Origin of the sequence: Phormidium sp. CCY1219 (assembly GCF_035615515.1) — a bacterium.
Classification (GTDB): Bacteria; Cyanobacteriota; Cyanobacteriia; order Cyanobacteriales; family Laspinemataceae; genus CCY1219.
In genome coordinates, this window is record NZ_JAJENT010000557.1 from 1 (window position 1) to 11572 (window position 11572).

At 47.2% G+C, this 11572-nt stretch carries 11 protein-coding genes and 1 pseudogene; 4 read left to right on the forward strand and 8 right to left on the reverse strand.

Annotated elements, in window-relative coordinates:
- A partial coding sequence (locus tag LKK83_RS15415) for a hypothetical protein (RefSeq protein ID WP_324632096.1) occupies window positions 1-195 on the reverse strand: 195 nt, incomplete at its 3' end.
- Between the two features lie 429 nt (window positions 196-624).
- On the opposite strand from LKK83_RS15415, the gene LKK83_RS15420 reads away from it, so the two are divergent.
- The 3 genes and pseudogenes from LKK83_RS15420 to LKK83_RS15430 all read left to right on the forward strand — a co-directional run bounded on the left by LKK83_RS15420 (window position 625) and on the right by LKK83_RS15430 (window position 5876).
- Window positions 625-756: a hypothetical protein gene (locus LKK83_RS15420; RefSeq protein ID WP_324632097.1), complete on the forward strand. Its 132-nt coding sequence runs from the start codon at window positions 625-627 to the stop codon at window positions 754-756.
- Window positions 757-768: 12 nt separating this feature from the next.
- Window positions 769-4107 (forward strand): annotated as a pseudogene (locus LKK83_RS15425) (sacsin N-terminal ATP-binding-like domain-containing protein); the annotation flags it as partial.
- Entirely contained in the window at window positions 4104-5876 is a 1773-nt protein-coding gene (locus LKK83_RS15430) for a protein NO VEIN domain-containing protein (RefSeq protein WP_324632100.1), read from the forward strand. The pseudogene LKK83_RS15425 and the gene LKK83_RS15430, both read left to right, overlap by 4 nt.
- A gap of 471 nt (window positions 5877-6347) precedes the next feature.
- Here LKK83_RS15430 and LKK83_RS15435 read toward each other — a convergent pair whose 3' ends face one another.
- Both LKK83_RS15435 and LKK83_RS15440 read right to left on the reverse strand, forming a co-directional pair.
- Window positions 6348-6470: a hypothetical protein gene (locus LKK83_RS15435; RefSeq protein WP_324632101.1), complete on the reverse strand. Its 123-nt coding sequence runs from the start codon at window positions 6468-6470 to the stop codon at window positions 6348-6350.
- Between the two features lie 347 nt (window positions 6471-6817).
- Window positions 6818-7306, reverse strand: a complete 489-nt coding sequence (locus LKK83_RS15440) for an acyl-CoA thioesterase (RefSeq protein WP_324632102.1) — start codon at window positions 7304-7306, stop codon at window positions 6818-6820.
- A 192-nt stretch (window positions 7307-7498) separates the two neighbouring features.
- On the opposite strand from LKK83_RS15440, the gene LKK83_RS15445 reads away from it, so the two are divergent.
- Window positions 7499-8329, forward strand: coding sequence for a universal stress protein (locus tag LKK83_RS15445; protein ID WP_324632103.1), 831 nt, complete (start codon window positions 7499-7501; stop codon window positions 8327-8329).
- A 186-nt stretch (window positions 8330-8515) separates the two neighbouring features.
- On the opposite strand, the gene psbM is transcribed toward LKK83_RS15445, so the two are convergent.
- The 5 genes from psbM to LKK83_RS15470 all read right to left on the reverse strand — a co-directional run bounded on the left by psbM (window position 8516) and on the right by LKK83_RS15470 (window position 11365).
- Window positions 8516-8629, reverse strand: a complete 114-nt coding sequence (gene psbM / locus LKK83_RS15450) for a photosystem II reaction center protein PsbM (protein WP_324632104.1) — start codon at window positions 8627-8629, stop codon at window positions 8516-8518.
- A gap of 156 nt (window positions 8630-8785) precedes the next feature.
- Complete coding sequence (locus LKK83_RS15455; protein ID WP_324632105.1) at window positions 8786-9082, reverse strand: 2Fe-2S iron-sulfur cluster-binding protein; 297 nt, start codon at window positions 9080-9082, stop codon at window positions 8786-8788.
- Window positions 9075-9260: a hypothetical protein gene (locus LKK83_RS15460; protein WP_324632106.1), complete on the reverse strand. Its 186-nt coding sequence runs from the start codon at window positions 9258-9260 to the stop codon at window positions 9075-9077. Before LKK83_RS15460 ends, LKK83_RS15455 begins: the two co-directional genes overlap by 8 nt.
- A 211-nt stretch (window positions 9261-9471) precedes the next feature.
- The gene (locus LKK83_RS15465; RefSeq protein WP_324632107.1) at window positions 9472-11142 is read right to left on the reverse strand and encodes a TolC family protein; all 1671 of its coding nucleotides are present in this window, start codon (window positions 11140-11142) and stop codon (window positions 9472-9474) included.
- 55 nt (window positions 11143-11197) lie between these two features.
- Window positions 11198-11365: a hypothetical protein gene (locus LKK83_RS15470; protein WP_324632108.1), complete on the reverse strand. Its 168-nt coding sequence runs from the start codon at window positions 11363-11365 to the stop codon at window positions 11198-11200.
- Between the last annotated feature and the right edge of the window lie 207 nt (window positions 11366-11572).

Sequence of the window (11572 nt, forward strand, 5' to 3'; positions counted from 1 at the left end):
TAAGCAATAAATAATTGAAGCCCACCTTCCCCGCATCAATGACCAATAACCGCAGCCCCCACCCCCGAACCAATGACTAATGACCACCCTATTTATCGGAGGACAAAATGAAGCCATCATCTCGTTTTTTAACTCGGGATAACCATTGGTTGCCCCACATATTTTTTGCGATTTAGCCTTATTTGATAAGGTCATTTTGTGGTGGTTATTTTTGGGTATAAAACTTTGTGTTTTTTGAATAAAATTCCGTAAAAATACGGAGGTGCGGAATGGTGACAAAAGGTTTAATAGAGGATGAAGACAAATTGGTGTTGACGACGGAAGGCGATTTGCAGTTCCCGCACGTCCATGCTAACCCAGGCCCTAGTCAGGAGTGCCGATTGTGTCCACCCTCTTAAATAGTTGTTACAAAGTAATTAAGTCCCTATTCCTCGGTTGTACGCTTCCTTTGAGCAAGGCGGACAGTTTTACTTATTCAGTAGGATATAAATGGGGAACTTTAGAAGCAAAGGTGCAAAAAGATGGAATTTCGGGGATAGTGCAGGGAGGATAATTTTGAGCGGCTAGCTGGTAACTTCTAAAATTAAGCAATATTAATTTGAGGAAAATTCAAGCAACAGTTTAATGAATAAAAGCAATCTTGAAAATGAAATCGGCGGCGAAAAGTTTGGTCAATATGAACCCCTTGTAGTCCGCTTGGCAGGAATTCTTGGAGACTACCCTGAAGGGGTCGGCATTATCAAAGAGTTAATTTAAAATGCTGATGATGCTAAGGCGCAACGGATAGAGTTCGTATTAGATTGGCGGACTCATCAAGCTGAGAAACTACCCGACGATCGCACGATCTCTCTTATGGGACCAGCAATACTCGCTTACAATGATAGTGAATTTACCCCAGAGGATTTTGAGAGCATTCGGCGTATTGGACATAGTGTAAAAGCGGAAGACATTCAAAAAACAGGTAGATTTGGCGTCGGCTTTAATGCAGTTTATCATGTAACAGATTATCCAAGTTTTATTTCGCGAAATCGGATCGTTTTTTTCGATCCACATGGAACGGCGATTCCTGGAACCTCAAAAGAAAACCCGGGATATACTTGGGATTTAGAAAAAGACCAATGGTGGGTAAAATATCCAGAGTTTATGAAGGTATATCAGGGACATGGTAAAAAATTTTCAGGGACTCTGTTTCGGTTGCCACTGAGAACAGAACAACAAGCAAGTCAAAGCGAGATTCGCCAACAAGTGTTTGGAAACTCAAGTATCCAAAAAATCCTAAAAGAGCTAATTAATTCTGGTGAAGAACTACTGCTTTTCCTCAAATCTCTTTTAGAAATTCGCTTTTCTGAAATTCCCGCAGATAGCGATGGAAGAAAGACAGAATTGCTGACCATACGGACCAAGAATCCAAAACAGGTAAAGGATGAACGTACAAAACTACTTGAGGCTATTCCAGATCGCACGAATGCGCTGCTGGAGAAATGCCAAAATGAGTCTGGCGCTTTAGCTTCAGTATCTTACCGTCACGAAATAGAAAGCATTAGCAACGAGGGGATAACCAATACAACCTGGAGAGTAGTCAGTCTTATTGGTAGCGATTCACAGGGTGAAATCACAGAGGCGATCGCACAGATGCAAGCTCAGAGAGAAAAAGCGGTTCCTTGGGCAGGCGCTGCTGCTCGAATTTATACTTCTAAAGCCGAGGGTAATCACAATTTAGTCACAGGTCGTGCTTACTGTTTCTTGCCAACTCCGATTGAAACGGGTCTTCCTATTCATATCAATGGATTTTTTAACTTAAATAGTGCCCGAGATAACCTCAGCAGCGATAGTGGTCAAAGTGGAAGAGACCAGATAAAACCATTATGGAATAAGTTACTTGTCCGCCATGTTCTATCTGTTGCCTGTGCCAATTTAATTGCTGAATTAGTATCGGATATCGGGAAAGAAAAGCCTGATAAATTCTACCAATTGTGGCCTGTCAGCACTCACAACAAGGTGCTGGAAGAAATACCTGGCCGTGTCATTCAGCTTTTGTCCCAGAAGAGAGTCATCCGTTCGGCGGTAGAGCATGTGGGAGTTGAGACAGACAATGGTAAGAAAATACTTCGTAAAACTAAATGGGTGATGCCCCGCCAAATTAAAGTTTTCTCTTCTAAAAAATGGTGGAAGAGCTTATTGGAGCCTCTGAGTGCGGATGGAATTGACATTCCAGATCCGCTGGTACCTGATGAGATTATAAATGCTTTCAAGAATGCTAACTATGGGTTAGAAACATTAACTCCTGCAAAATTACGCGAACACTTACACCAAGATAAACCTCTGGGCGTTCCTTTGCCGGAAGCACCTAAACAAAGCCTAAGCAATTGGCAGTGGATTGTTAATATGCTGGGCTATTGCATAAGCGATAAGTCTAAAGATGTGCGAGGTTTGCCTTTGGCAATTCTCGCCAATAACACCCTGCAAGTCTTTGGATATAACGCCATAGGAACTATCTACGTTGCAGATTCAGAAATCATGCGAATATTCGACAATAAACCCGAATGGTTTCTGCATCCCAATTTAGCTCGAGAGGTTCCAGAAATAGGACAGTGCATCGGCGTGTTAAACATGAACGCTAAAGAAGTAGCCCGGCGACTGGTTGATGTGATTGGTTCAACCGAACAAGGTTATCCTTGGCAGCCTGATGGGGTTAATTCTCCAAATTCAGAATGGTTGACTCAAGTTTATCGTTATTTCACCAAGGTGAGCACATTACCAAATGAAGAATTGCGAGAAGTCCCACTGGTGCCGGGAAATGACGGAAAACTTTACAAAGGTGGATTGGTTAATACTCCTTTGTGGTGTGGTAGAAATATCGATCGAGAAGAAGTTGAAGCCCTAAAATATTTTGGCGTGCCTCTTGTTCAAGCTTCACCCAAGCTAGAGGAGGCGATCGAGCAATTTCTCCAAAAGCATCCTCAGAAATTTATTTGGTTTGTCACAGGCCCGGATGTTGTCAATACACTCAAGTCACTCGCTCATTCTTTACCTTCGTCGTATAACCAAAAACATCATCCTTCTCTGCTAAATTTCCTTGCTAACCCCCTTTGGATAAAGGATAGAAGCTATAATGAAGAGCAGAAAACAATTCTAAAAACCTTACGAATTTATCCGACAGCTTCTAATGAACTCGTTTCTTTAACCGATGATAAAGTCTACCTCCCTGGTGGATACAACCCACCAGCAGTGGCAGGCTATCTAAAACTGCTCCGCGTAAGAGATGCGGAATCGGAATGGTTGTTATTGTTAAAGCTACTAAGGGTTGGGATTCTCAACCGCGAACGTCTAATTGTTGAGTGTTTATTGCCCAGTTATAAATCACTGGTACCTGAGGAACAGCGAATTGCACTCGAATGGATTCGAGATAATTTAACTCAAATTAAACAGGAAATAGAAGGAGCCGGAGAAAGTTCTAAAACTCTTCTGAAAATACTAAAAAAAGAATCTCTGCTGCGCTGTAGTGATGGTGAATTACGGCCAATACCCGCTGTTTACGAGCCAAACAGTGATGCTCGTCAAATGTTAGGGGATAATATTCCTTTACCCGATATAGCATTCTACTCTTCAGATTGGGAATTGTGGCGCCGGTTTTTTAAATTATTAGGAATTCGGGAAACTGCCAGTGCAGATGACCTGTTAATCTATGTAAACGATCTAATTGAGACCGCGAACAAAAAGAGTCCAGATGCTGTGGCCGATTTTTGTATCAAAGTTTTTGACTACATGGGTAAAAAGTGGGAGCAATTAAAATCTGATAAAATTGCCAAGACTGGTCAAACTCTGTCGGAAGCGCTTAAAGATAAAGCCTGGATTCCAGTAGAGCGAGATTTCAATCAACTCAAGCAATATCCAGGGGCTAAAAGCCCTGAAGCAAGATTATATCGTGCTGAGGAAGTCTGCTTTATTGATGATGCTCAGTTACTAGCTAGCCAAAAACCTATCTTTCATTATCAGAAAAGTAGAATCAAGCCAGAATTCCGGAAATCCTTGGGATTTCAGGAAGTCAATCCCAAAATGGTTCTAGACCACTTCGACAGATTAATCGCAATTTTGGAACGCAAATGATGATGCCAATCCTACCCATGCCAAGCCCTAAGCAAGATGATTTACTAAAATCAATGCAGGAAATTTACCGCTACATCTACAATAATTTTGTAGATAGTAATCGTGCCGATCGCGAACAACAGCAAAGGCTAGAGAGAGATTTCCAAAATCGCGAATGCCTTTGGGATGAGAATACCGAAAAATTTTGGAAGCCAAATCACGCATTTGAAGAAGATGTCTCCTTTTTTGGCACTCATCGCGTCACCATACCTTTTTCTCATCGCACTGGGGAAGTTTATCGCCTTTTGGGACAAAAGCCACGACCCGATGTAGATGACTACCTAGACTTCCTGCAAGACTTAGCGGATGAGTACAACACTTCGCCTCTAACGGAAGAAGACAAAGATTGTGTCATACAGGTTTTACACCGTCTGGAATCTAAATGCCTAGAATCCAGCATTAGCTCAGAAATTGACCTGGGTAAAAATGTACCTGTACTTACCACTGGCGGTACACTTCGCGTTGCCCAAGAAGTTCTCATTCCAGACGCGCCTTGGCGACAAAGTTCTATTGAGGAAAACAGACTCCTTCATCCTAGAGTTTCTGTCACCCTGGCAAAATCAGCCGGGAGTCTCTCTTTATTACGAGATGTAAAGGAAGAAGTTACAGAATATCAGCTAGATTCGGAGCCAACAGTTAACGATTGGTGCCGCGAGTGGCAAGCAACTCTCAATTCCCCAGAGTTTCACTCGGGTTTAAATCGGCTGATTTTCCACGAATCCAATGATTTTAATCAGCCCGAGATGACTTTTCCAAAAATATCAGTTTTACCGGCTCACAGCATTAAACTCAATTTGTGGCTAAACAATATTAAGGTAGCATCCGATGTAAACGGAGATTATTACTTTTATGAATATTGCCTAGTGCTTTATGTAATATCTGCCAAAAATAAGGAAACAATGGTTGGATATATTGCCGAAGCTCTAAATAATAGTCTACTGGATGATTTTTTACTAAAAAATTTGTGGCCACTGGTCAGAATTTTGGATACTGACCCTGCGAAAATAAAGGGTTTATTAGATGAGTTGCGAATCAGGGCATTACCGGGTGATGAAAGCGAAAAATATCGCGAAACTGATTCACATGAGGAACCAACGCCAGACACACAAACTCCAGAAGAAGAAACCACACAAGCGCCAGATCGGGAGACCAAGCCTTCCACTCAGACTGATACTGGAAGAAGCGAAAATTCAATTTATTGGGGTGAATTTGGCGAAGCCTGGGCTAAATGCTTTTATACAGCATTCGGCTATAGCCGCATTGATAAGCAGCCTGATTGGGCGGGATTTGATTTTCTGTGCCAATGTTCGGGAAAACCCCAGATTAAAGCTGAAGTCAAAGCGATAACATCCACTCGACCTAACATTCCAATAACTATTAATGAATGGTCCAAAATGGTAGAAATTGGAGAAGCATATGAGTTACTCATAGTTAGTCATCAAGGAGAAACTGTTTCTGAAATCATTCAAGTTAAACATCTATGGAAAACCATACAGAATGATTTTTTGGGAAAACTACGGCAAAAGAAACCTACAAAATATGCTGGGGAGGAAGCCGAGGTTTTACTAGGATTTAACCTAAATTCAGATAAACAACGAAATAATATCATCATTAGCTGGCACAGGTTATGCGAAGGAAATATCAGTGACAATATCAAAATATATCGTCCAAGTTCGTCAAATTTATCTTCTGAAAATGAAGAAGTTAAATTTAAGCTTTTAAACCCATGAACAAAGCTAAAAAAACATTAAGCAGCTAGTAAATAATGGTAAAATAATGAGATGATGAGTATCGCCCTTCCCCCACCCAACTCGAGTCAACACTAAACCCCATAAAAACATGGCCCAGCGAAAAACATTAATCACGATCGCAGTTTCCTCAATTGTGGGAGGAATCATCTGAGCCACCCTTGCTTCTCCCGTTTCCTACACTCTTTATGAAAGCATTCCGGGTCAAGGTTATTCCCGCAATTGCAGCCCCAGCGATATGATTGGCAATTCAATGAGAAGTCGAGAAATATACTCCGGGCGAAGCTATAGCAGCCGTTCATTTATCGCCAGTGGAGAAACCTTACAGCAGCAATTAATTTACGGTGCAAGTGGTGTGGCTGCTGGATGCATTTCCAGTTCTTTGGTAATGGCTATACTAAACCGCAAAAAGAGCAAAGCGACCTAACAATTGGACAGGGGAAGTCCCGGTAATTATTCGACGATCGCCACTTCAAACCCGCCGTTTGAAAAGCCGCGCCAGGGTAGCAAACCCAAACCCACATCGCACAACCCATAACGCGCTCCACTTCCCGGCCAACTTGCAACCCCATCCACTCATTAAACCGCTTCATCCAGAGTTTTGCCTCGCGATCGCAGAGCGCATCATCTCCGACAAAATAGCCATAAAAAAATCAATCCGCGTAGGCCCGGGAATGTGGCCTACGTGCAATTGCAATCCCCCGGTTGTACGGAGTACCCGCTTAGCCGCGCACCGGAATAAACGGGGCGCGAGGGGAGGGAGGGGAGAGCCGCGATCGGACTTCCAGACCTTCAGGGGGGCGGCGTTTCCCCGGGGGAGGGCTGACCCGGGGAAAAGCTTGACGCGCGCCAGTCTTCCACACTGCAAGCGCAACAGAATCCGAGTTGCAGAGCCTTGCAGTTTGGCAAACCCGGAGGGGCGATTAGCGAGACAGCTTCACCAACGCATCTTGAACCGTTTCGGGGAGTCGGCGCATGATGCGACCCTTTTCGATATCCACCGCCACCAGAGTGACCACCCCGGTGACATAGACTTCCAACCCATCAACCGACTGGATTTGATATTCCCAATTGAGGCGCACCCCATCCATTTCGAGCATTCGGCTTCTAACGATCGCATCATTGCCCATCCGCATGGGTTTGTGGTAGCGCAACGCCAGTTCCACCACTGGCAAGTCGCATCCCAAAGCCACCAACTCGGCAAAATTAATTCCAATCGAGCGCAAGGACTCCACCCGCGCTTCCTCCATCCAGGTCAAATAGGATCCATGCCAAACAATTCCCGCATAGTCCGTGTGGTGAGGGTAGGCCCGCACGGGATATTCGAACCAACCGTCGCTGGTTTTCGTGGTCTGGTGGGCGATCGCGCTGGTGGGAGGCAGTTGAGCTTGCTTGTCGTTATCTTCACTCATGTTACAAATCGATCCAAAACTCTACATTTCTACAAATTTTAAGTAAGTAATAAGTCTTACATTAAACTTTACAAGCCTTAATCAAGTCGTAGCAGAGGCAAAGTCCCTCTAAAGTAGGAAGTGTGCGGTCTGCCCGATAGATTAAGCTGACCACTCATAAATCCCCATCTATTGTTACCAGGAGAACGAACCATGATTCAAAATATTTTAGTCACCGTCGCAGGGCGCGGACTCTGTGAAGAGATGCTTAACATGCTGATGGACATCCCCGGATTCCAAAGCGCATCCGTGACAGTGCTGCACGTGGTTTCGCCGGAAATCAGCTCCGATGCCATGTCCGACAAATTGGAACAGGGGGGGAAAATCTTAGCCGAGGCGGTCAAATCGTTAAAGGTAGACCCGAGCAAAGTCAATCCCCGCCTGAAACAAGGAGACCCGAAAAGCATCGTTTGCGAAGTAGCCGAAGAAGAAAACGCCGACCTGATTATCATGGGGTCGCGAGCCTTGGGACGCTTGCAAGCCATTTTAGAAGGTTCCGTGAGTCAGTACGTGTTCCAGCTTGCCAGCTCTCCGATGCTGCTAGTCAAGGATGATGTGTACGTCAAGAAAATCAAGCGCGTCATGGTGGCGATGGATGCCTCAGACTCGGCGAAGCAGTGCTTAGATTTGGCGCTGACGATGGTCAAAGACGTGAAAGGGGGGCAATTAGAGCTAGTGCGGGTTAACCCCAGCAAACCGGGCGAGAAACCGGAGGAAAATCCCATTTTAGCCCCGGCGGTTGCTGAAGCGAAGAAGTATGGCATTTCCTATCGCTGCCACCTTCCGGAAGGCAAACCGGGAGAAGAAATCTGTCGCTTAGCGAATGACTTGAATGTGGATCTGCTGATGCTCGGGTCCCCCGATCGCCGTCCCAACATTGCCAAAAGCTTAGTGGATCTCGATCGCTTGCTTGGCGGTTCCCTCTCTGACTACGTGCGCGTCTATGCCAACTGTCCGGTGTTATTAGGTCGCACCCCGTCCTAGTTTCGTTTTTCCGCCCCTGCGGTTCCCAGGTTCCCCCTGGGAACCCCTCACGGAGGTCAAAAATGGCCATAAAAAAGGTGCCTCGGCGTGACTTCCGGACACCTTGGACGAGAGATCGCCAGTAGCAATTGACCGATGGGGATTGAGGAAAAGCGCCTCAATCCGGGTCAATTCGGTGGCAATCGCCTAACTCTTATTGCCTTCTCGGCTACTGGTTTGAATATAGAGAATCAGCAGGAACACTGCCGGCACTAACACAAACAGAATCGTGGCCACAAAGCCGAGATCGTTAACTTGCATACTACCCCACCTCTATCTAAATCTGAAAATTCAACATCATTAGAATATCATTATTGGCGCTAAGTACGATCCTGCCACGGTCTCCACTCATCCCATCGGTGCGCCAATCGGCATCCCCAGTGAATGGCCAATGACGCATCGTAGATAAACAATTGATTACGGCTTCGTCTTCACCGTCACCGGACCGTTCACCTGAGTTTGGCAAGCCAGCCGATAATTAGAGGGCTTCTTCTTCAGTTTTTGATTTTCCGCCTGGGTACGCTCGGAAAGATTTTCCATCCCTTCGACGATTTCCACAATGCAGGTACCGCATTGTCCGTAGCCCCCACAGTTCATCAACTTTCCGACAAACTTGTAGATTTCGATGCCATTTTCCATTGCTTTGAGCCGTAGGTTGGCACCATCAGCAACGACAATTTCCTTATTTTCGTTGACAAACTTGATATTAGGCATGAGTGTTTTCCTTCTCGTGGGCGATCGACACTGCCAGGGGCTGAGCGGTGTGCCGTAGAAACTGGCGAAACAGAGAGTTACCAACAAAGCGCAAAGTATTGAGCTTGCGATCGCGATCGCGCCTTTGGTGGCACTGGGAAAACGCGATCGCCATTGCTTCGACTAGAGTAACCTGCACTCCGATCGCCGCCTCAGTTCCCCCCGAGAGAAGCGATCGCCCCTCAATAACATTACCTTCCCCTCATTCTATGACGAAATATTAACAACTGTAAAGACCAGCTTCATCAAAATCCCCCAGCTTGCATCTCCATGCCTTCCCTCCAGTTGCTACACCCTGACGCACCCGCAAATCTGCCACCTCCCGCTCAACCCCCCCCCACCAACATCACTTACGGAACATCACTCAAAAACCCGCCATCGAGATTAGTAATCGCCCGCTCCATCGCCGCTAGCGCCCGATTGTAACGCACGATCGCCTGCAACCGATTATTCTGAGCGCGGGTCAATTCCGTTTCGGCATCGAGTACATCCGACTGAGTACCCACCCCCGCCGAAAACCGCAATCGAGCCAAGCGCAAACTTTCTTTCGCTTGCTCTACCGACACATTCGCCGTTTGAATATTCTCGAAATTCGATCGCAAATTAAAAAACGCCTGTTCCACCTGCAGCCGGATTTGATTGCGAAGCTGGGCAAACCGGGTTTCTGCAATCTCGATATTCTTTTCCTCCTGCGCCGCCCGCGCTCTCGCCGCTCCCCCATCGTACAAATTCCACTGCAACCGTCCGCCCAAAGCGTAGCCATCGGCTAAATTCCGTTCGTCGTCTAACACCTCAAGCACGTTATAGTTCGCAAACAAGCTCACTTGCGGACCGTTATTCGCCAGGGCCAACTCCCGCTGCTGCTCGCTGATTTCCCGTTGCACCAACAACTGTTCGAGTTCGGCGCGATTTTTCAACGCCAGCACAATGCTTTCTTCCAAAGACAGATTCCAAATCCCCTCGATTTCCACCTCTTCGGCGGCGGATAAATTCACCACCGGAGACACATTTAAAATCTCCGCCAACTCCCGCCGCCGAATCCGCTGCTGAGACCGCGCCTGGGTGAGGGCTTGTTCCGCATCTGCAAGCTGCACCCGCGCGCGCAGCACGTCAAAGCGCGTGCCCAACCCGGCCCGTTCTAACGCTTGAGCATCCTGCAAGCTCTGTTGCGCGCTCTCCACCGCCGACAGGTTGATGCGAACGCTATCATCGGCTTCTTGCAAGTTGTAATACGCATCGCGCACGTCCAAACGCAATTGTGCTGCCGTCTGCTCGAGTTGCAGCTCGTTCAACCGCACCTGGGCTTCTGCTACCCGAATTTGCGCCGGACGCCGACCGGAGGTGTAGAGATTATAGCTCAATTCCACCGTCCCATCGATCGCGGTACTGGTTTCATCTTGCTCGTTGGCATTATCCCCAAATTGCGCCCTAGCGCGCTCGTTTGACAGCTCCACGTTGGTGGTACTCGAAACGCTCGCGGTGGAGCGCAAATCCAAGTTGGGATAAAGTGTGGCGCGCGCTTCGCGCAAGGCGGCACGACTTTGCTCGAGGTTGAGCAATGCTTCTTGCAATTCCTGAGAGTTTCGCCCGGCGAGATCCAGGGCTTCTTCTAACGTCACCGGCTGGGTTCCGACAATTTCCACATCCGCCGGTTGGGTGGGAAACTCGAGGGGATTTGAACTGGGTGTCAAGTAGTCTGGCGGTTCTTCCCAGCGGCGGTTTCCCTGCGCTTGCAAGAATGGCTCCGACTCAGGAGTGGAGATGTGGTTTTCCCGGCGATCGCGTCTGATTGCGCCGGTGGGTTGTCTGTCTCCGGGGCTAGCTGGTGCTATTTCTCCGGGAGGTGCCACGGGGACGCTGTCGCCGCCTTCTAGGGGGACGCTTTCTGGGGATAGGGTTTCGGGAGATTGAGTTTTGGGGCGTTGGGGATCGGACTGGATCTGGGACAGACCCCCATCCATATCGCCCAAGGCGATGAGGGTTCCCACGCCCACAGCCATCAGATGACGAAACGTTCGCATAAGTTTTTGTTTTGATGTGCTCTTTAGGGACACTTGCAGGTTCGGGCAAACACTCTTAAGCAGAATAACGGATTGCATGAGTTTGAATCATCAACCAGAAGAATGAGTGCGATCGCGCGGTGCTTTGCGCCAATGAGTGCCCTGGGCGAGAGATTTCGGTCTGGGCCGTTACCAGAAACCCCCAGGGGGCGATCGCGCTGTTCGAGTCCGAGTAATGATTCATTCTCCTCGGAGTGTTTTCCCGTCTTGCTGAGCCACTGGGTTGCTTGTGGTGTCCCTTCTGAAAAGACCTGTATCCCTCCCCGGAAGTTGCTTCCTTGGCTACAGTTATCCCCTGAATCGGTAGATGCGATTTGTTAAACTAAGCAATTCCGTCACCAGAACTACTCGTCTTCAGAACCGGACTTGAGACTTTCACCTCATCCGGCTC

Coding starts and splice junctions, on each gene's coding strand:
- LKK83_RS15420 (WP_324632097.1), top strand. CDS start 625: ATGAATAAAAGCAATCTTGAAAATGAAATCGGCGGCGAAAAGTTTGGT.
- LKK83_RS15430 (WP_324632100.1), top strand. CDS start 4,104: ATGATGATGCCAATCCTACCCATGCCAAGCCCTAAGCAAGATGATTTA.
- LKK83_RS15440 (WP_324632102.1), bottom strand. CDS start 7,306: ATGAGTGAAGATAACGACAAGCAAGCTCAACTGCCTCCCACCAGCGCG.
- LKK83_RS15445 (WP_324632103.1), top strand. CDS start 7,499: ATGATTCAAAATATTTTAGTCACCGTCGCAGGGCGCGGACTCTGTGAA.
- psbM (WP_324632104.1), bottom strand. CDS start 8,629: ATGCAAGTTAACGATCTCGGCTTTGTGGCCACGATTCTGTTTGTGTTA.
- LKK83_RS15455 (WP_324632105.1), bottom strand. CDS start 9,082: ATGCCTAATATCAAGTTTGTCAACGAAAATAAGGAAATTGTCGTTGCT.
- LKK83_RS15465 (WP_324632107.1), bottom strand. CDS start 11,142: ATGCGAACGTTTCGTCATCTGATGGCTGTGGGCGTGGGAACCCTCATC.
- LKK83_RS15470 (WP_324632108.1), bottom strand. CDS start 11,365: ATGAATCATTACTCGGACTCGAACAGCGCGATCGCCCCCTGGGGGTTT.